Genomic DNA, 19,159 nt, shown 5'->3' on the forward strand with positions numbered 1-19,159 from the left:
AATAGCTTATAGTTGGGCCAAGAATCGGTCCAACGCCGCTTGGCCGGTCGCGTTTCGTTTGAAGACCCCGGCATCAGCCAGGACCCGCGCGAACGTCTTACCAATTTCTTGGTGGACGATTTGTTGCACGTTGGCGGTCGTTACGTCGTTATCTTGCTTAATCGTGTCGGCCCAAGCCCGATGCATGTCGGCAATCTGGTTTGGTTGCCCAACCAAGTACTTCTGCACTTCAGCCATCTCGGTCTTCAACCGGGCCGGTAAAATAGCTCGGCCCATGACCTCGATCAGACCAATGTTTTCTTTCTTGATATGTTGTACGTCCTGATGCGGGTGGAAGATGCCATCCGGATACTTCGCGGACGTTTGGTTGTCCCGTAAGACCAGGTCCAACACGTAGTCGTCACCATCCCGGTACGCAATTGGCGTGACCGTGTGATGCCGCGTGTCATCGGTGTAGGCCCGCACATCCACGCTTTCATCGGAATAGATTTTCCAACTCGCCATGATTTTGACCGCCGCCGTCACTAGCTCTTCAGGATGGGCCCCGCGTAATCGTAAATCGGTCATTGGCCACTGAACAACGCCGGCCGTAACGCCGGGAACGTCCAAATCAAATTCACGGTCTAACGGCGCCTTCATCATCGGGAAGGTGTGTTTGCCCCCCTGATAATGGTCGTGACTGAGCATCGAACCGCCTACGATGGGCAAATCAGCATTACTACCGACAAAGTAAGTCGGGAACTGCCGCACAATCTCCAATAGGTTCGTGATGGCGTGCTGGTCGACCTTCATCGGCCGGTGAATCTGGGACAAGAAGATGGCGTGTTCGGAGAAGTAGGCGTACGGCGAATACTGGAAGCCCCAGATTTCACCACCGAGCATCAACCGCACAATGCGGTGATTGCTGCGGGCGGGATAACCCAAGCGGCCCAGGTACCCTTCGTTGGTCATGCACAATTGATCGAGCGGATAACCCGTTTTCGGTTGGTTCCGGGCGGCCGCAATGGCCTTCGGGTCCTTTTCGGGCTTCGACAGGTTAATGGTGATTTCCAACGGGCCCGCCGCCGTGTCGGCATCGAAGACCACGTTGCGCGCAATGTTGCGCGTCTTGATATAGTCATTAGCCTTGCTCAACTGGTAGAACCAGTCGGTCGCCTTAGTCGGACTTTCCTGATACCGGTCCCAGAAACCGCGATTCAATGCGGATGGCAATGGTGTCATCAAATCCATCAACTGGGCCTCTAAGATTTCACGCTCACTTGGCGTGTCGTTAATCTTACCATGCTCAACGGCCGTGTTGATTAGAGCCGTGACCAAATCAATGGGATTGGCCGCCACCGCAGCCTGCGTCTCACCGTCGCCAATCAACGCGTAGATCCGGTTTTCAACGTATTGGCGGTCTAAGGCCGTGTACGGTGATGGTGACGCCACGATAGCGTCTAAGAATAGTTGTAAGGTGGTTTGAGCCATTACGCGTTCGCCCCCCGGTCAGCGTAACCTTCGGGATGGGATTGTTTCCAGTTCCAAGCAGTCCGGATAATGTCTTCGACGTTGTCGTATTGCGGTTGCCAGTTCAAGACTTTGCGAGCCTTATCGCTGGCCGCAATCAAGGTGCTAGGGTCGCCTGCCCGCCGCGGTGCCATCTTGGCGGGAATCTCCTTGCCGGTGACCTTCCGGGCCGCTTCCAACATCTCTTTGTTGGAAAAGCCGGTCGAAGACCCCAGGTTAAAGGCATCGCTGTCGTGTCCCGCCTTTAGGTATTCGAGCGCTAAGATGTGGGCGTCGGCCAAGTCGACCACCTGCACGTAGTCGCGTACGTTGGTGCCATCCTTAGTCGGGTAATCATCCCCGAAAATCGACAGCTCTTTGCGTTCGCCGGCCGCAACTTGGAGAATGATGGGGACTAAGTGAGTTTCCGGATGGTGATCTTCCCCGATACTACCATCGGGCTTCGCGCCCGCGACGTTGAAGTACCGTAAGGCCACGAACTTGATGCCGTACGCTTTGTCGGACCACCGCATGATCTTTTCCATCATCAGCTTACTTTCTCCGTAAGGATTGGTGGGAATCTGGGGGTCGGTTTCCTTAATCGGAATTTGCTTGGGTTCACCATACGTGGCGGCCGTTGAGGAGAAGACGATGCGCTTGACGTGATGCTTGTTCATGACTTCCAACAGTGAGACCATGCCAGCCGTATTGTTGTCAAAGTACTTCAACGGCTTTTCCATCGACTCAGGTACGATAGAAAAGGCCGCGAAGTGCATGACCCCTTCGATATCTTCCTGGTCGAAAACGTTGTTCAAAAAGTCCTGGTCGCGAACATCGCCCTGATAAAAGCGGGCCTTGGGATTCACGGCGGCGCGGTGCCCCGTGATCAAGTTATCCACGACGGCCACGTCATACCCCTTTTCAATCAACCGATCAACCGCGTGGGAGCCGATATAACCGGCACCACCTAAAACTAAAACTGTCATTGCGTAATTCCTCCTCAATCTATCTTGTGCGTTCAACTCGTTAAACCTTATTTAGTCAATTCGTGAGTCCCGTCGGCTAAGTGCGCGATGTAGAATTCGGCCGGGTGACCAATCTTTTGGTTGTAAGTGTCCCCTACAGCCTGTTCGAAATCCTGCACGTTGCTTTCCTTCACAATGGCAATCGCACAGCCACCGAAACCGGCCCCGGTCATCCGGGCACCTAAGACGCCTGGTTGGGCCCAAGCCGTTTCGACTAACGTGTCAAGTTCTTTCCCGGTCACGGCAAAGTCGTAATGTAATGACACGTGGGACGCGTTGACTAACTTTCCAAACGTGGTCAACTCATTTTTTTGCAACGCATCGAAGGCCCGTAACGTCCGTTGGTTCTCGACGACCGCGTGCCGCGCCCGCTTGATTAACACGTCATCGTTAATCAGATAACTGTTTTCGTCAAATTGGTCATTGTTTAAATCACCTAAAGTTTGAATATCGAGCTTCGTTTGCAGGCGCTTCAAGGCTTCTTCACATTGAGACCGCCGTTCGTTGTACTTCGAATCGGTCAGTTCCCGGCGCTTCTTGGTGTTCATGATAACCACCACGTACCCGTCCATCTTGACCGGAGCGTATTGGTACTTCAACGTGTTGGTGTCCAGTAGGATGGCTTGGTCCTTTTTCCCCATGAAGATGGCGAATTGATCCATGATCCCGGTGTTCAAGCCCAAGTAGTCATTTTCGACTTGTTGCCCGGCCTTGACCAAATCTACCCGGGAGATCTGCTGGTCGTAAGCGTCCAGTAGAATCTGGGCCATCAACATTTCCACCGAAGCGGAAGAGGATAAACCAGAACTATCGGGCAAGTTCCCGTGAACGTAAAGGTCAAACCCTTGGTCGATGGTCTTGCCCTGCTTGGCAAGTTCAAAGAGTAGACCTTTGAAATACTTAGTCCAGTTATCGGCCGGGTCGTAGGTCAAATCGTCGAGTGAAAACTCGATGGTGCCAGCCTTGGGCAGGTTGGCAGAATACATCCGCACCGTCCGGTCATCGCGCTTACTAAAGGCCCCGTAAGTTCCGAGACTGATGGCGGCTGGGAAGACGTGCCCCCCGTTGAAGTCGGTGTATTCACCGATCAAATTGATCCGTCCCGGGGAGAAAAAGACCCGTTGTGGTGTGGCATTAAAAGTTTCTTTATATTCAGATGCAAGGCTGGCATAATCCATGACGATTAACTCCTTTAGAATTTTAGTAAACTTTTACTATAGTTTAACTATACCCAGTAAAAGTTCGTGTGTCAAACAAAAATAAAGCGTTTTCAAAGATGTTTCAAGAAAGAGGTCTCGGTCATTGACCAGAGACCCCCTGCTCACTGATTAGTCTCCGATCTTTTTACCGGCGGCCTTTTCAGCTTTCAACTTCGTTTCGAGTTCCTTAACAATCTTAGCGTGTTCCTTCTCGGTTAACTTGATCTTCGTGAAGTAAATGATTGCGGCCAAGATAATCAAAATCACTGGGATGTAGAAGATGAACATCTTAAATTGTAAGAGGCCACTAGCCGAAATATCACTTGGCTTAGCGTTCCCGGTCATGCCGGATTGCAAAGCCGCTAACATGACGACCCCGTTGGCGAACGCACCGGCCAATTTATCAATCAATGGCCGAACGGACAAGGTGACGGATTCGTTCCGCGTGCCGTTCTTCCATTGACCATACTCAACACTGTCCGTAATGGTCATCAACGCAGCCAAGAAGACCATTGGGTACGGGAAGAAGTAAAAGGCAACCCCGACAAGGACGGAAGTCACGTTAGTTCCTGAGAACAGGAAGATAATGTAACCAATCACCATCACGGCAATACCGCCAATGTAGACCCCTTGTCGAGTGAGCAACTTGACCATGAATGGGAAGAGGACAACGGAAATGACCCCTAAGATCGCGGTGATGACCCCAACGATACTGTAGGCCCCCGCATTCCCAATAACGTAACGGAAATAGTAAAGCAAGAGGGAATTGGTGACAACGTAACCAAAGGCAAACATGAAGTAGGAGAGACCTAACCACATCAACTGGTCGTTTTCCCCAATCGCCTTGAAGACGTCCCGTAACCGGGTCTTCTTGGTGTTTTCCCGTAACAGGTTCTTTTGTTCCTTAGTCCCTAAGGTAATCGCTAACGCCCCTAAGAAGGACACGATGGCGATGACCGTGGCAAAGCCGAACCAACCGGCTCGAGTCTGCGTTTGACCCGTGGCGCCGGAGAACTTCTGACTGAAGAAGTAAACTAACGGCATGACCACGATGATGACCCCTTGGGCCCCTAAAGTGGACCCAAACCGGCCAACGGTCCCGAATTTCGTCCGGGTCGCAGAATCAACACTCAGCGCTGGCAACATTGACCAGAGTGAAATATCTTTGAACGAATAGAAAATATCCAAGATAACAAACACGATGCCAAAGACAATCAGGTAAGCCAAATCGTTGCTGTCGGCCAAGCCACCCAGGCTGGTAAAGATCAGCATCAACGCAACGGCACTAATCAACCCACCACAGAATAACCAGGGCTTGAATTTCCCCCAACGGGTCCGGGTATTATCCACGACCCCACCAATCATGGGGTCAAAGGCAATTTCAATCAACCGAATGATGACCAGCATCGCACTGACCGTCCCAATCATTTTAGCGGAATTGGCGTGGCCAGTGAATAAGACACTGGTAACGAAAATAGGGAAGTAGGTACTCAGCGTGGCATAAAACGCATCGTGCCCGAACGCCCCAAACGCGTATGACGCGTACTGTTTAAATAAATTCACGGTTCTACAACACCTTTCTTCTTGCTATGTTAAGGCTAACCATGATAACAGTGCTCAACTAACTTGCTTAAGATAGCCTCGCGCTGTTGCGCTTTAGCCATGGTAAACCGGCTTTCCTCCAAACTATTGAAATCCTGGGCCAATAACGTGGCCTCTAAGTATAACGTCAATTGACGCTTGATATAGATCTTGTTTTCTTCATCAGGCCGTTGCGCGTTACCACCCAAAACAGCCGCCGCAAACGTCTCTGGATTGAGCTTAATCTTATCGCTGTTTGCCATTTCTAGATCCCTCTTTTCTGCAGATAAACTCGTGACCAAAGTCAACTTAGATGTAAGCGCTTTACGGTTTTAGTTTAGGGGTTTTAGTTAAAAATTACAACCCTAATCCTTGTGCACAATTATACTTAAATCCAGGTGTATCAACGGTCTTACGTAATTGCAACCGGTTGTCTTTTCAAAGTAAAAATTTAGTAAATCTCGTACCTAACGACCGCCGCCAGCCAGTAAACTGGGCGTAGCCGAAATAGTAAAGCGCATCCCCTAAAATAAATGCTTCATTTCAAGGCATGCGCTTCTTTAATTCATTACGATGATTACAACAAGGACCATTAGTTACGCTCAGCCTGAGAACCCGTGGCTAACGGCGCTAATTATAACGATGTTCCATCAGTTTTTTAAGGATATCTTCACGTTGTTGGGCCTTCGCCGCGCTAAAGCGACTCACTTCCAAATGATTAAAGTCTTGGGCTAGCAAGGTCGCCTCTAGATACAGCGTCAGTTGGCGCTTAATATACCGTTTATTTTCTTCTCCGGGTTTTTGGGCGTTGCCACCTAAAACCGCCGCCGCAAACGTTTCTGGATCTAAAGTCATTTTGTCTCTTGCCATGGTCAAAACTCCTTCCCATCTAGTCAGCGACCATCCCCGGCCGCTAACACAGTACCGACACAACATTCAACTGAGAGCCTTTTAGCTGATCGAAGCCACGTAAGTCTTCAGCGCTTGTTCGTAGCTTGCCAACCGCTTTTGCGCCGCAGCGGCCGTCTGGTCACTGGTCCCGATATAGAACTTGACCTTTGGCTCGGTCCCGGATGGCCGGATGCAAATCCAGGTCCCATCGGTCAACCAGTACTTCAAAACGTTGGACTGTGGTAAGTCGATGGCAGTGGTCTGGCCAGTGGCGGTCGTCTTCGTGCTCGTCTGGAAGTCTTCAACGGCTGTGATTGTTTCTCCCGCAAAATCATGCGGTGTATTTTCCCGGAATTCATTCATCAACTTGGCCCGTTGCGCGGCACCATCGACACCCTGGAACTCTTCAAAGGTGGTTTTTTCGGCGTAGTAGCCGTAGGTTGCGTAAAGCTCTTCGATACCGTCGTAGAGGGTCATCCCCCGTTGTTTATAATCCGCCGCCACTTCGGCCAATAAGACCGTCGATTGAATGGCATCCTTATCCCTGACGAACGGTTTGATCAAGTAACCGTAGCTCTCTTCAAACCCAAACAGGAAGGTGTGGTCATGCGTCGTTTCGTACTGGTGAATCTGTTCGGCGATAAACTTGAAGCCGGTCAAAACGTTGGTCGTTTCCACCCCGTAAGCCGCCGCAATCTTGGTGGCGAGCTCGGTCGACACGATTGATTTGACCACTCGGCCGTTAGCGGGCAGGTTCCCTGCCGCTTTCCGGGCTTTCAGAATGTAAGCCAACAGAATCGACGCAATCTGGTTCCCGCTTAATAATTGGTACTCGCCGTCAGGTTGGCGTACCGCAGCCCCTAACCGGTCGGCGTCAGGATCGGTGGCCACTAACAAATCGGCCCCCTGTTTCTTGCCTAAAGCAATCGCCATGTCAAAGGCTTCCGGGAATTCAGGGTTCGGGAAGTCAACCGTTGGAAATTCGGGGTCGGCAATCGCCTGTTGCGGGACCATAGTGAAGTTTTCAAACCCCGCCTTGCGCAGGGCCCGTTCACCAATGACCTTCCCCGTCCCGTGAAGTGGCGTATAAATCAACTTCATGGTCTTACCAACTTGGTCAATCAACTGATGGTTGATCGACACGCTGGCCACGTTTTGTAAGTAAGGTTGGTCGACGTCTTCGCCAATCATGTGCATCACGTTGGCTTGGCGCAACGCCTGTTCATCGGCAGTCTGAATCGCGAAGACATCACTGGCCGACCGGACGAACTTGGTAATCATATCTGAGGCCTTCGGGGGCATCTGCCCACCATCGGGACCATAGATCTTATACCCATTGTATTGCTTCGGGTTGTGACTGGCCGTAATCATGATGCCCATGGCGGTATGCAGGTAGCGCACGGCAAAGGACAGTTCCGGCGTCGGTCGTAAGTCATCAAACACGAAACTCGGAATCTGATGGGCGCCTAAGACCTTCGCCGCTTCGTGAGCAAACTCCGTCGAGTGGTACCGTGAATCAAAGCTGATGGCGACTCCCCGGCGTTTCGTCGCCGTATCGAGGGTATCTAAGTAGCGGGCGACCCCCTCGGTGGCTTGCCGCACCGTGTAGACGTTCATTTGCCCGATACCGGGGCCCATGACGCCCCGCATCCCGGCGGTCCCAAAACTCATCGGGCCACTGAATGCGGCCTCTAAGGCCTGATTGTCTCCCGCCATGGCGTCCAGTTCTTGGCGCACGGTAGGCAACATCGTCGGTTGTTTTTGCCAAACGGCATAGTTTTCTTGCCAACTCAATTCAAATCTCTCCTTCTGCTGGTAACTTTTTAACCCAATATTATCGTACTCGTTTCAAGACCCGCGAACAAACGCCCTTACTTGCGAACATACTGGTAGGCAATCGTATGGGTGATTGACTGATTAGCCGGCAAAATGATGTCCCCGAAATCCTCGTGGTGAATGGCATCAGGTAAGTTCTGGGCTTCCAACGCTAAGGCGTTGTAATCGCGCTTAGCGGCTCGGTCGGGATCTGTGGCGTTCGCCGTGAAGACCACGACGCCGTTTCGGTCCGAATAAATGCGAACTTCCCGGTGCCCCGTGGTATCACCGACCGTGGCAATAGGATTGTCTCCGGGCTTGACTTCAAAGGCATCATCGTATTCGACGCCCCCGTTCTTTGCCAATTGGGCCAAACCATCCTTGATGGTTCGTGCTTCTCGAAAATCGTATCCAGTGCCGGCCACGGCCGCTTTTTCGCCGGTCGGAATCTTCTGGTCGTCTAAGATCAAGTGCTTGTCGGCGTTCAATTTCAACCACTGATGGTCTAAATCGTGCTGGTCGTCCGTCACGTTGAAGTAGGCGTGAATCGTCGGGTTAAACAAAGTCGTCGCGTCACTCTTCCCGGTGAAGGTCACGGTCAACCGATCATTTTCATCTAATGTATAGGTAATCGTCGTGGTCAGATTGCCGGGGTAACGGTCGTCGGTCGTCTTGGACGTATGCGTCAAAACCACGCTGGCCGCGTTGTCGGTTTGGGTCGTCGTGGCATCCCAATTGATGAACAGAAACCCATGCGGGCCACCGTGAATTGCGTTCGGCGCCTCGTTGGCGTCAATGTGGGACGTCACCCCGTTCAGTTCAAACTCAGCGTTCTTGATTCGCCCAGCCACTCGGCCCAGGGCCTGGCAGAGGCAATACGTATTGTCGTCGTAAGCCGCCAGGTCATCCTGGTGAACGGCTAGCTGTTGCCGCCGACCGTCTTCCAGGGCACTAAATTCTTGAAGCGTTGCCGCCCAGGTGAGAATCGCGGCTCTCGTCCCGTGTTGGTTGGTCAAAATATACTTCGTGACTTTTTGTTGGTGAAGTTCGCCAGCAACTTCTTGCGTAATTTGCATAAAACAGGCACCTCCAAAAGATTAAGAATCCGGTTTCATTGTATAATAATCAGCCTTTAAGTACCATCGTTTTCCGAGATTTAGTAAAATTTTACCACCCCACGACGGCTACTTCAGCCCTTAAAAAACCGCTTAAAATCACGATTAACGTCATTTTAAGCGGTTCAATCAATTTTTTAATCTGTCATGAGGACCGCCAACAATGCCTTAGCGGACTCGTTCAACTTATCTTGCGACTTGTCGTTGCCCAGATGAGTGTAGATTTCCCCCACGTAGGTCTGGTCCTTAAAGAACTGGGCGAAGACCGCATCGATGATGGGTTGCGTCGCGGCAGGTTCTTGGACCGGACCAAACGGATTGGCGAAGAAGGTCGTGCTCATCCCCACTTCGTCGGTAGTCCCGAGTGCGCGGCGTTTCCCGGCCACAAAGGTCGCCTTGGCAGTCTCCTGGTCCGTGAAGCGGTGCACCCCGACGGCATCATCGTAGTTGTTGGCGTAGACCCACATGTCGACGTGGTGGTGCGCCACCACCCGGCCCCAGGTGTTGGCAGGGATGATTACTCGGGCGTTGGCCTGTTCGGGATTCATGTAAATGCCTCGGTCCATGTTGGTGAAGGCCACCTCACTGCTCAGGTCGTCGAGCCGGACAAAGGCCCCGGTCTCGGTCCCCTGTGCGTACAAGCCTTCCTGGCTATCCAGGGTGAAACTGCCCATGTCATCGAAGATGGTCTCGATGTTAACGATTTGGTCATCCGCCACGGTCTGTAAGGCTTCGATTGATTCGGACTTACCAGCCCCGGAGTCACCGAAGAAGACCACAGTCTTAGCCTGGCCACTGGCAAAGGTAATTTTGACCATCGCACCGTGAATCGGCAGCCGTTGCCGGACAATCTGGTGGAGGTTGTGCAGCGTCAAACACATCTTCTTCATGTAGCCGAAGTAAGTGGTCTGGTCGTTATACGGGACTTGGCCCACGTAGAGGTCGTTGGCCGCGTCGTAGAAATAGTGCCCGTTTTCTGGGTCGGCATCCCCCGCCGCACTGGGCGACCCAAACAGCAAGATCAGGTCCGGCTTATGATTCAAGACTTCCTGACGGTCGGCCAGTTGAAAGAGGTTCGCCAGTGCTAGTCCAGACGCTAAGTAGTCGCGGTGGAAGTAAATATAAGCCAGGCTAGTCCCAATCTTCGCCGGGTAACACAGCCAATCGGTATAGCCCCCCGTGAAGTTTTTCAGGGGGTTCTCCTGACTAGCCGTGAAGCGGCCTTTGCGCTTGTTGCTCTTGGTATGCAACATCATCGGTGGCCGTAACATCAAACGGTTGATGAAGCGCACGTCACGCAGGGCCTCGTACCCAGCCGGAATGGGCCACTGCACCCGTTGCAGTAACATGCAGGCACTGGTCGCGGCGGCCGTTTGCCGGTAAACGTGGTTGGCATGACCCTGAAGCTTTTCTTCAATCGTTCGGTACAAGCGCAAGACCACGTCGTTGAACCGTTGGTCGATGGTGATGAATTCACTGGCGACCACGTGATTTTGCTGAGTGGTCATCGTGGCCACGCGCAGATAGGACCGATAATACGAGTAGAGGGCCTCAATGCTGTCCAAGATCTCTTTGCGGGAAAAGTGGTCAAAGGCCCGGGGCTGGTCGGTCAACACGTCCTTTAACGTGTCGATATAGGTCGCGGCATCCGTGCAGGCAAAGGTGGTCTCGGCATCGGCAACGGTCGGCAGGTGATCCTGTTGTTCGGTCAAAAACAACGCGACGAACGCGGCAAATTCGGCGCTGTTGATTAGTTCGAAGGTGCTCGACAAAAAGCGGGCACTGTAGTTCAACACGGCAACTTTGCGGTCGGGGGTCGCATAAAAGGTGCGTAAATCAATCGGTGCGGGTACTGGCATAAAAAGGCTCCTCTCATGGTGCTCTCATTATTAGATTAGCCCTCAGTTTAGCGTATTTTCCGCCCAGATGAAAGCCTTTCTTGACCCGGTCTTTGGTTTTGTTGTCAACCGAACTAAACTCCCCTTGCAGCCGTTTGATAGACACCGCCTATCAATTCGCCCCCAAAATCGTATTGGTATTTGCCAAAAGAGCGACTAGCATAGAAAGTGAACGGTTACATAATTTAAAGGAGGATGATGAATATGGCAACTGATTGGCTCGGACTCAAAGATAAAGTGTGCGTGGTCACCGGTGCTATCGGTGGTATGGGCACCAAAATCTGTCACGAACTAGCCGCCCAAGAAGCGACCGTCGTGGCGTTAGATATGAAACGTGACCCCCTCGAAAAATTCGTCAAAGAGCTCAAGACGACTTACCAGACCAACGCCTTAGCCGTGGCCTGCAACGTCACCGACGAAACCAGCGTGCAACACGCCGTTACCCAGGTCAAAGATGCTTTGGACCACGTCGACGTGGTCATCAACACGGCGGGTATCTTAAAATTCGACCCGTTAGAAGACCTCGACTACGCAACCTGGAAACAGGTCTTAGACGTCAACTTGAACGGCTATTACCTAATTACGCACGAATTTGGCAAACTGATGATCGCCCAGAAACACGGGACCTTCGTTCACATCTCAACGGTGGCCAGTGACATTCCCGAAACTTACAGTGGCGCCTACAGCACCAGTAAGGCTGGGGTCAACATGCTCTCAAAGCAGGTGGCGGCCGAATGGGGCATGTTTGGCATCCGCAGTAATGTCTTGGAACCTTGTCTGGTCAAGACGCCGATGTCGGCCGACTTTTACGCCGACCCCAAGGTGGAAAATGGCCGCAAGGCACTGACCGCTAGCAAGCGTATCGGCACCACTCAAGACATCGCTAACGCCATCTTGTTCTTGGCCAGCGACCGTTCCAGCTACATCAACGCGGCGGCTTTACCGATTGACGGTGGCTTTAGCGTGATGATGCAAAACCAGATTCCTAAGCCTGGTGGCCGGCGCGGGTTCGCCGAGACCCACTAACCTCCGACTAAACGAAAGGACGCCGCACGTGATGCCCATTAGGGGCATGCCGTGTGGCGTCCTTTTTTAGTCATTTCTATTTAAGGTCAGGCATCAATCCTGAGCTGCTTGGGCCTTTTGTTTCCGCCCATCGCGCAGCATTGCGGCAAAGATGAAGCCCAGTACCGAGACCACCAAGAAGGTGATGAAAACCCGCCGGTACCCCACGAGGGTCGCGGCAGAAGCCGACATCGTAGCCTTGTGGCTGGCCGTCACGACCGCTAGAATCAAGGTCGCCACGGCAACCCCGGTCGACCCCAGGATTTGCCGCACCGTCGTGATAACCGCGGTCCCGTGTGAAATCAACTGGTCGGGCAGCGAATTAGCCCCCAACGTGACGGCGGGCATCATGACGAAGGCATTGCCCCCTTCAATCAGGGCCGCAATCAAAATCATGACAATCAGCGGTTGCTTGCCGGAGATGATAGCCAGTAAGGCCCAACCGACGACAATCATGCCCATCCCGGTCAACATGGTGCCTTTAAAGCCAATCTTATCGGCTAAGCGTCCGGTCAACGGGTTCAAGAGGCTTAACAAAACGGCCCCAGGAACCAGCGACATCCCGGAAGCAAACGGCGACAGCCCCAAGACGTTTTGGTAGTACAACGGGAAGATAATCGTCACGACGATCAACGCGATGTACGAAGTTCCGGTCAGCAACACGGCCAAGTCAAAGTTGAAAGTCTTTAAGACCCGTAAATCCAGCAACGGTGAGGTGACGTGAAATTGCCGCCAAACGAAGAAGGCAACCAATAGTAAGCTAACGATCAGTAACACACTTTGCGCGCCCCAGTTGACGCCGGTGCTACCAATTTGATTGACTACGTATAAAATCCCGATGAACCCAAGACTGCCAATCACGGAAATGTAATCCAACCGCGACGTTTTTTGGGGCATAACGTCCTTGATCGTCTTGAACGCCACCAAAAAGACTACCGTGATGATCAGCATAAAGACTACGAAGAGTCCCTGCCACGTGGTGTACTTCAACACGATGCCAGAGATAATCGGGCCGACCGCTAAGGCAGACCCCATGACTAACCCGGCGAAGCCCATGACACCGCCCCGTTTATCCTCGGGCGTGATGCGCAACATCACAGTTTGATACGATGGAAACATGATTCCTACGGCCATGGCCTCCATGACCCGGCCCAGTAACATCAGCGGAAAGCTGGTGGCCAGATAAATAATGAACGTCCCCACGTCGAATAAGGCCAACATGCTCATAAATAAAATCGGGAAGCGCAAATTATTCAGTAACCACGGACTGACCGGCATCATCACCACCATGACCAACATGAATCCGGTCGTCAGCCATTGTACGGTCGATGCCGACACGCCAAAGTAACGCATCAACGTCGGGTACGCCGTCGACAAGGACGACTGACTGATGGACATGGTGAAGGTCCCGGCTAGTAGCGTCCAGATGAACGCCAGGTGATTATAGGGTTTCCCCTTCAAATCAATCGATTGTGCTTCTGCCATCTAACCCACTCCTCTAGTTTAGAATTGTTCTTAACTGTTCCATCCTAGCGCTTTTTAGCAGGTCTGTAAACTCACACCGCTCAGCCCAGCCGAAGTTAACCGGCTAGCGCTGGTGATTTTACCAACTGTCCATCCCCGAACCAGCCGTTACTTCCCCGCCTTTTTTTGGTACAATAGAGGTTATGAATGACTAGACTAAAGGAATTGAGGGCACGCTATGGACTTAGTAAGCTATTTACACGATGAAATCAACTTTCTGACCGAACAAATGACGGCCGCCGAAAAGGAGCAGAACAGTTCGATGCGCTTTCTCTGCGACGCCCGAATTGAAGAAGCTAAGCATATTTTAAACAAGATCGACGCTGGCGACATCGACCAACTCACCAAGGGTTAGGCCACTATGACCAGCCCCACACTGGTCCCGCTGATAAACGGTCTGGCGTGGGGCTTTTTGGTTCCGCCTAATCCTGACTTGAAAACTCGCCGGAAACGCGAAATAGGTGTAAATTAGAGACGGACATAAATTTAGAGGGAGGCAACACGTTGATAACTATTAAATCAGCTCGTGAAATCGAAAAAATGCGTGAATCTGGCGCTGTCTTGGCGGGGGTTCATTTGGGCCTACGCAAGATCATCAAGCCCGGTATCTCCAGTTGGGAAATCGAAGAATTTGCCAACAAGTACATCGAAGAGCACGGCGCTCGACCTTCCGAAAAGGGCTTTGAGGGGTACAAGTACGCCACCTGCGTCAGTGTCAACGATGAAGTGGCCCACGCCATCCCCCGCAAGAACTTAATTTTAAAGAACGGGGACATCGTCAAAGTTGACATGACCGTCAACTTAGATGGGTTCGAAAGCGATTCCTGCTGGGCCTACGCAGTCGGCACCATCAGTGACGATGCCAAGCGTCTCATGGCCGTCACCAAGAAGGCGCTCTACTTGGGCATCGACCAAGCCGTCGTCGGCAACCGGATTGGTGACATTGGCCACGCCATCCAAGACTACGTGGAAACGCAGAACCATATGGGTGACGTCCGCGAACTCATCGGCCATGGCATTGGGCCGACCATGCACGAACAGCCTAACGTGCCCCACTACGGTGAAGCGGGCCACGGCTTACGGCTCCGCGAAGGCATGACCATCACCATCGAACCGATGGTCAACTTAGGGACTTGGGAAATCGCCTCGAAGCCCACGGCCGATAAGACCTGGGAATACTACGTCACCGCCGACGGTTCTTTGTCGTGCCAATACGAACATACCCTGGTCATCACTAAGGACGGATCCAAGATTTTAACCTCGCAGGACCCCGAATTTGATGCCAAGTATCTTTAATCCTTAAGGGGGAGTCAGCATGTCGTTAACCAATCATACACCAGAAGCCACGGTCACCACACTGTTCAACCAAATTGCGCCCCAGTATGACCAGATGAACCGTCTGATCAGTCTGGGAACCCACCAGGTGTGGCGCCATAAAGTGATGGCGGCCATGGCCGTGACGCCCGGGGACTTTGCCCTGGACTTGTGCTGTGGCACCGGCGACTGGACGCTGGCGTTAGCCCAAGCGGTCGGCCCCAGTGGTCACGTGGTTGGGTTGGACCTCAGTGCCGAGATGCTGACTATCGCCGAGAAAAAAGCGCGAGCCCAGCACTTACAGGGTCAACTCACCCTCAAAACGGCCGACGCCATGCACCTCCCCTACCCGGACGACACTTTTGACGTGGTCACGATTGGCTTTGGGTTACGCAACGTCCCCGATGCCGCGCAAGTGCTCACCGAGATGACCCGGGTGGTCAAGCCTGGCGGCCAGGTGGTGTGTCTAGAAACCTCCCAACCGACCAACCCGGTGATCCACGCAGGCTGGCAATTGTATTTCGGTCACCTGGTTCCCTTGATGGGCCGGGTGGTAGCGCACCACTATCGTGCTTACCAGTATCTGCAACGGACCACCCATGAGTTCGTCTCCGCCACGACTTTGGTCCGGATGTTTCAAGCGGCCGGGTTAACGGCGGTCCACTATACCCGTTTCAATCTGGGAGCCGCAGCGGCCCACTACGGCCGCAAACCGTGGCGTTAACCCCACTACTCATTACTTTACAAAACACTAAAGTGCACCGTTTTTAAATGGAAAATCCACTTAAAAACGGTGCACTTTTTAGCTGTTTGGTGGCCATGATAGTGCCAAACGTGCGCCAACATCAGTTCCTTGCGCTCTCGTCTTAGATTGCCAGACTACTATGTAATAGTCGCTTACTGGGCTTGTTCGATCAGCGCTAAGACATGCTGATTATTGTTCAACCGCGCAAAGGCCGCGGCGTCGTCTAAGTCTTGCTGGATGGCCGCAGGATCCCCGTGCTCTTGTTGCTGGTTCAATGCCCGCCGCAAGGTGATTCGGGCCAAATAAAAGGTCACGTGGTACTGGGCGCAAATCTTCACGCCGTATGCTAACAAGTCGTCGCTGGTCTCATAATCGTGTTGCTGACTGTAAAATTCAGCGGTGTAATTGACGATGTTCAGCGCCCGCCAAATACTGTGATGCGTCTTAAACGACAATTTATAGATTTCGTCAAAAACCTTATTAAAATAAAATTCAGCTCGGGTCGCATCCCCAGCCAGGTTGTACGCAATCCCCGTCCCCGTGTAGGCCAATAAGGCGTACATCGAGTGATGGCTTTCGTCCAAGCGATTTAAAATCTGGGAGAAATCAAACAACGCATCGCTGATACTCCCATGACCCAACGCCGTCGCGTAACCACGCAAGAAGTAATAACGCAACTGAAAGGTCGTTGAATCCTCATGTGGGTCGCCTAGTTGGACCAAATCCGCACGCACAGCTGGATACATCTCCCGTTGGAGGTGCGTTTCGGCCGCTTCTAAAATAGCGGCACGTTTGGAATCGCCCCCCTGATTGACCGGAAAAAGGTCATCAAGGGTCAATTCTAAGCGGTCGCACAGCTGTAACAGAATTTTTAACGATGGGACCTTCCCCTTTCGTTCGAATTTACTAAGGGTGGCCTGCGTACAAATTCCCTGAGCCAGCTGATCTTGCGAGAGGTGCATCTGTTTTCGAGTCTCAATGAAAATTTCTACGTTCATAATATTGGATTCTCATTCCTTAAATGGTTTCGGGGTTACACTTTCAGAGTACACCACGACTGTTAAAATTGCCACCCGTGGTGGGTACGGTCCCAGTCACGTTTACGGCTGGCTGAGACGAACGGGTTACCAGCGACCGTGAAGCGTAACGGTTGGTCTTGCCAGCTACCGGCGCTGACGCCGACCCGTGCTGAAGCCTGAATTCTTTGGGGCACTCGCGTGGCTTCCGCCGTAATCGTCAAGTTGTGGGTTCCCAACATAGTCCGATTAAGGTCCTTCGTGTGAATTCCTAAAGCCGCCATCAACTTTCCCGGTCCATTGGTCAGGTTCAACACCGGTTGGTCGCGGTGAATCTGCATGAGTTCACGCCCCCGGTGCGGTTCTAACCCGCGAATCAAGATTCCTTGAGGCACCCCGTTGGCTTGGGTCGCGACATCAAACATGTAATAACCCTGTAACACGTAAATGTAGATGGTACCCGGGGCATCATACAACGCCGCGTTAGCCGCCGTCTTCCGGCCGCCAAAGGCATGCGCAGCAGTATCCTGCTCGCCCAGATAAGCTTCGGTCTCCACGATCCAACCACTCATCACACCAGCCCGGGTCTCGTAAATCAACTCATGCCCTAACAGGTCTTGGGCAATCTGCTCGGTTGGCCGACCCGTATAAAAATCGCCAATTGGGTTCGTCATCCGCTACGCTCCCTTCCAAAAATTTCTACTTCCCCTTTAATTGTACACCCGGTTTCCGTTTTCTGCGAGAGACAATCTAAAAGAAGTACGCTTGCACCCAGCTTACGAAACGGTAAAATGGGGCATAGGAGATGATATGACTGATGGCATTAAAATTAGAACGCATCTATACCAAGCCCGCCGACCTTAGCGGTTACCGGGTCCTCGTCGACCGGTTATGGCCCCGCGGCATTTCTAAAGTCAACGCTAAGTTGGATCGCTGGGAAAAGTCGATTGGGCCATCGACCGACCTACGTAAATGGTTCAACCACGATCCCGAAAAATTTCCCGAATTTCGGGCCCGCTACTTAGCGGAGCTGGCCGCTAACCCGGACAAGGACGCCTTTTTGCAACTCCTGGCGGAGCAATTGCCCCAACAAGACGTCATCTTACTTTACGGCGCCAAGGACCAGACCCACAATCAGGCCGTAGTCCTCAAGGCTTGGCTACAAGCTCAGCTTGCGGGGCAAGTATCCGCTGAACGGTTGGCAGACTAAGCTCTTCAGTACTGGCGAGCATCGCGGTAACCGGCGTTAACGGCTGAGCGTTGATGCCGATGGTCAAACACCCTGCCGCCATGGCCGCTTGCACCCCGGTGGTCGTGTCTTCAAACGCCACGCACTGCGCCGGAGCCTGGTGGATTAACTTGGCCGCGGCAAGATAGACATCGGGGGCCGGTTTACTGGCTGGCAGACTCGCCGCCGGGACAATTTTATCAAAAATCGCCGTTAAGCCGAGGTGGGCGATTTCCGCCGGGGCATTGGTTGAGGCCGACGCTAAGGCCACTGGGTAGCCCTGCTGCGTCACTTCGGTCAAAAAGGCCGTAATCCCCGGTAACCGGTTGGCCGGCGTCATCTGAGCCACAAATTGGCGGTACAGCTCATTTTCATGATCGGTCATCTGTTGGAACTGTTGGGCGTCTAATCGGTCGGGTTGCCCCACCGAGTCTAGAATCGTCACCAGTGATTGACGCCGACTCATCCCTGGTAACCGGCGCGTCAAATCGGCGGTCCACGGAATCTGGAGCTCACGAGCTACGGCCTGCCAGGATTGCAAGTGATACTGCCAGGAATCAGCGATCACGCCGTGGAGATCAAATAAAAAGCCTTTAATCTGTGTTTTAGTCACGAGACTCCCCCCTATCGCGTACTCATTAGGCGCAATTATACACCCCAATTAGCATTAAAAGCGTCAACGGTATTTCATCCGCTGGCGCTTTTAAAGTGACTTCAATCAACCGTCTTAACGAATCACAATGACGGACACGTCGGCCTTGCGGGCCAAGCGCAGACCAATAGCTCCTGGTCGGCCGTGTGACGCGAAGTCAACGTCGGCCCCACAGACGACCAAATCGGGCTCAAAGCTCGGAATGACCTGCTGTAAGATGACGTCGTCCACGTCACCGCCTTCAGCAACCAGCGGTTGAACGTGCTTGACGCCAAAGCTTTCGGCCTTAGCGGCGTAATCTTTAACGACCGTTTGGAGTTCCGTACGCTTCTGGTGTAGCTTATCCGGCATTAACGAGTCGTAGACGCTAATATCGTTATTTTCTAGGACCGACACGATTCCCAGTTCGGCATCGTAATCCCGCGCCATGGTCAGCGCAAAGCGAAAGGCGCGACTGGTCGATGGGCGATCATCTTCATCAATCGTAATCAAAATCCGGTCAAAAAATAACGGGCGGTACTCTTCTTCTGGCATAAAACCCCTCCTGGTGTTCTCTTTTTCCTGATTTCATTATAACAACCAGTTATGAAAACGCAACCGAAC

At 52.5% G+C, this 19,159-nt stretch carries 19 protein-coding genes; 5 read left to right on the forward strand and 14 right to left on the reverse strand.

All coding sequences use genetic code 11. From position 1 onward, the window contains the following. Window positions 1-6: 6 nt before the first annotated feature. The 9 genes from DXH47_RS04800 to DXH47_RS04840 all read right to left on the reverse strand — a co-directional run bounded on the left by DXH47_RS04800 (window position 7) and on the right by DXH47_RS04840 (window position 10,973). Window positions 7-1,470, reverse strand: a complete 1,464-nt coding sequence (locus DXH47_RS04800) for a UDP-glucose--hexose-1-phosphate uridylyltransferase (protein WP_129032075.1) — start codon at window positions 1,468-1,470, stop codon at window positions 7-9. Next, window positions 1,470-2,474: a UDP-glucose 4-epimerase GalE gene (galE, locus tag DXH47_RS04805; protein ID WP_129032077.1), complete on the reverse strand. Its 1,005-nt coding sequence runs from the start codon at window positions 2,472-2,474 to the stop codon at window positions 1,470-1,472. Before galE ends, DXH47_RS04800 begins: the two co-directional genes overlap by 1 nt. A 47-nt stretch (window positions 2,475-2,521) precedes the next feature. Beyond that, entirely contained in the window at window positions 2,522-3,691 is a 1,170-nt protein-coding gene (locus DXH47_RS04810) for a galactokinase (RefSeq protein ID WP_129032079.1), read from the reverse strand. A gap of 150 nt (window positions 3,692-3,841) precedes the next feature. Continuing rightward, window positions 3,842-5,275: a glycoside-pentoside-hexuronide (GPH):cation symporter gene (locus tag DXH47_RS04815; protein ID WP_129032081.1), complete on the reverse strand. Its 1,434-nt coding sequence runs from the start codon at window positions 5,273-5,275 to the stop codon at window positions 3,842-3,844. 35 nt (window positions 5,276-5,310) lie between these two features. Further along, a complete protein-coding gene (locus DXH47_RS04820) occupies window positions 5,311-5,556 on the reverse strand; it encodes a hypothetical protein (RefSeq protein WP_129032083.1) in 246 nt (81 codons plus the stop codon). Between the two features lie 367 nt (window positions 5,557-5,923). Further along, complete coding sequence (locus DXH47_RS04825) at window positions 5,924-6,163, reverse strand: hypothetical protein (RefSeq protein WP_129032085.1); 240 nt, start codon at window positions 6,161-6,163, stop codon at window positions 5,924-5,926. A gap of 81 nt (window positions 6,164-6,244) precedes the next feature. Further along, a complete protein-coding gene (locus DXH47_RS04830) occupies window positions 6,245-7,978 on the reverse strand; it encodes a phospho-sugar mutase (RefSeq protein ID WP_129032087.1) in 1,734 nt (577 codons plus the stop codon). 77 nt (window positions 7,979-8,055) lie between these two features. Further along, window positions 8,056-9,075, reverse strand: a complete 1,020-nt coding sequence (locus tag DXH47_RS04835; RefSeq protein WP_129032090.1) for an aldose epimerase family protein — start codon at window positions 9,073-9,075, stop codon at window positions 8,056-8,058. A gap of 176 nt (window positions 9,076-9,251) precedes the next feature. Beyond that, window positions 9,252-10,973 (reverse strand): phosphoenolpyruvate carboxykinase (ATP), encoded by a 1,722-nt coding sequence (locus DXH47_RS04840; RefSeq protein WP_129032092.1) that lies wholly within the window; start codon window positions 10,971-10,973, stop codon window positions 9,252-9,254. A 243-nt stretch (window positions 10,974-11,216) separates the two neighbouring features. On the opposite strand from DXH47_RS04840, the gene DXH47_RS04845 reads away from it, so the two are divergent. Next, complete coding sequence (locus tag DXH47_RS04845; protein ID WP_129032094.1) at window positions 11,217-12,038, forward strand: SDR family NAD(P)-dependent oxidoreductase; 822 nt, start codon at window positions 11,217-11,219, stop codon at window positions 12,036-12,038. Window positions 12,039-12,131: 93 nt separating this feature from the next. Here the strand turns inward: DXH47_RS04845 and DXH47_RS04850 are convergent, their stop codons facing one another. Then, complete coding sequence (locus DXH47_RS04850) at window positions 12,132-13,562, reverse strand: MFS transporter (protein ID WP_129032097.1); 1,431 nt, start codon at window positions 13,560-13,562, stop codon at window positions 12,132-12,134. A gap of 217 nt (window positions 13,563-13,779) precedes the next feature. Here DXH47_RS04850 and DXH47_RS11630 point away from each other — a divergent pair, with 217 nt between their 5' ends. The 3 genes from DXH47_RS11630 (at window position 13,780) to DXH47_RS04860 (ending at window position 15,639) form a co-directional block, all read left to right on the forward strand. Then, window positions 13,780-13,956 carry a hypothetical protein gene (locus tag DXH47_RS11630; RefSeq protein ID WP_170954949.1) on the forward strand — a complete coding sequence of 59 codons (177 nt, stop codon included), beginning with the start codon at window positions 13,780-13,782 and terminating at the stop codon, window positions 13,954-13,956. A gap of 149 nt (window positions 13,957-14,105) precedes the next feature. Further along, a complete protein-coding gene (gene map / locus DXH47_RS04855; protein WP_129032099.1) occupies window positions 14,106-14,897 on the forward strand; it encodes a type I methionyl aminopeptidase in 792 nt (263 codons plus the stop codon). 19 nt (window positions 14,898-14,916) lie between these two features. After that, window positions 14,917-15,639 (forward strand): demethylmenaquinone methyltransferase, encoded by a 723-nt coding sequence (locus tag DXH47_RS04860; protein ID WP_129032101.1) that lies wholly within the window; start codon window positions 14,917-14,919, stop codon window positions 15,637-15,639. A gap of 173 nt (window positions 15,640-15,812) precedes the next feature. Here the strand turns inward: DXH47_RS04860 and DXH47_RS04865 are convergent, their stop codons facing one another. Both DXH47_RS04865 and DXH47_RS04870 read right to left on the reverse strand, forming a co-directional pair. Continuing rightward, complete coding sequence (locus tag DXH47_RS04865; RefSeq protein WP_129032103.1) at window positions 15,813-16,658, reverse strand: helix-turn-helix domain-containing protein; 846 nt, start codon at window positions 16,656-16,658, stop codon at window positions 15,813-15,815. Window positions 16,659-16,720: 62 nt separating this feature from the next. After that, a complete protein-coding gene (locus DXH47_RS04870) occupies window positions 16,721-17,350 on the reverse strand; it encodes a DNA-3-methyladenine glycosylase (RefSeq protein ID WP_129032105.1) in 630 nt (209 codons plus the stop codon). Between the two features lie 143 nt (window positions 17,351-17,493). Between DXH47_RS04870 and DXH47_RS04875 the strand changes: the two genes are divergently transcribed. Further along, entirely contained in the window at window positions 17,494-17,886 is a 393-nt protein-coding gene (locus DXH47_RS04875) for a DUF488 domain-containing protein (RefSeq protein ID WP_129032107.1), read from the forward strand. On the opposite strand, the gene DXH47_RS04880 is transcribed toward DXH47_RS04875, so the two are convergent. Both DXH47_RS04880 and DXH47_RS04885 read right to left on the reverse strand, forming a co-directional pair. Then, entirely contained in the window at window positions 17,825-18,517 is a 693-nt protein-coding gene (locus DXH47_RS04880; RefSeq protein ID WP_129032109.1) for a beta-phosphoglucomutase family hydrolase, read from the reverse strand. The two genes, DXH47_RS04875 and DXH47_RS04880, sit on opposite strands and share 62 nt — an antisense overlap. A gap of 114 nt (window positions 18,518-18,631) precedes the next feature. Next, complete coding sequence (locus DXH47_RS04885) at window positions 18,632-19,090, reverse strand: universal stress protein (RefSeq protein WP_129032111.1); 459 nt, start codon at window positions 19,088-19,090, stop codon at window positions 18,632-18,634. Window positions 19,091-19,159: the final 69 nt, after the last annotated feature.

The organism is Levilactobacillus suantsaii, from assembly GCF_004115745.1.
GTDB classification, from domain to species: domain Bacteria; phylum Bacillota; class Bacilli; order Lactobacillales; family Lactobacillaceae; genus Levilactobacillus; species Levilactobacillus suantsaii.

Coding starts and splice junctions, on each gene's coding strand:
- DXH47_RS04800 (WP_129032075.1), bottom strand. CDS start 1,470: ATGGCTCAAACCACCTTACAACTATTCTTAGACGCTATCGTGGCGTCA.
- DXH47_RS04860 (WP_129032101.1), top strand. CDS start 14,917: ATGTCGTTAACCAATCATACACCAGAAGCCACGGTCACCACACTGTTC.
- DXH47_RS04810 (WP_129032079.1), bottom strand. CDS start 3,691: ATGGATTATGCCAGCCTTGCATCTGAATATAAAGAAACTTTTAATGCC.
- DXH47_RS04840 (WP_129032092.1), bottom strand. CDS start 10,973: ATGCCAGTACCCGCACCGATTGATTTACGCACCTTTTATGCGACCCCC.
- DXH47_RS04865 (WP_129032103.1), bottom strand. CDS start 16,658: ATGAACGTAGAAATTTTCATTGAGACTCGAAAACAGATGCACCTCTCG.
- galE (WP_129032077.1), bottom strand. CDS start 2,474: ATGACAGTTTTAGTTTTAGGTGGTGCCGGTTATATCGGCTCCCACGCG.
- DXH47_RS04845 (WP_129032094.1), top strand. CDS start 11,217: ATGGCAACTGATTGGCTCGGACTCAAAGATAAAGTGTGCGTGGTCACC.
- DXH47_RS04870 (WP_129032105.1), bottom strand. CDS start 17,350: ATGACGAACCCAATTGGCGATTTTTATACGGGTCGGCCAACCGAGCAG.
- DXH47_RS04875 (WP_129032107.1), top strand. CDS start 17,494: ATGGCATTAAAATTAGAACGCATCTATACCAAGCCCGCCGACCTTAGC.
- DXH47_RS04835 (WP_129032090.1), bottom strand. CDS start 9,075: ATGCAAATTACGCAAGAAGTTGCTGGCGAACTTCACCAACAAAAAGTC.
- DXH47_RS04850 (WP_129032097.1), bottom strand. CDS start 13,562: ATGGCAGAAGCACAATCGATTGATTTGAAGGGGAAACCCTATAATCAC.
- DXH47_RS11630 (WP_170954949.1), top strand. CDS start 13,780: ATGGACTTAGTAAGCTATTTACACGATGAAATCAACTTTCTGACCGAA.
- DXH47_RS04820 (WP_129032083.1), bottom strand. CDS start 5,556: ATGGCAAACAGCGATAAGATTAAGCTCAATCCAGAGACGTTTGCGGCG.
- DXH47_RS04825 (WP_129032085.1), bottom strand. CDS start 6,163: ATGGCAAGAGACAAAATGACTTTAGATCCAGAAACGTTTGCGGCGGCG.
- DXH47_RS04885 (WP_129032111.1), bottom strand. CDS start 19,090: ATGCCAGAAGAAGAGTACCGCCCGTTATTTTTTGACCGGATTTTGATT.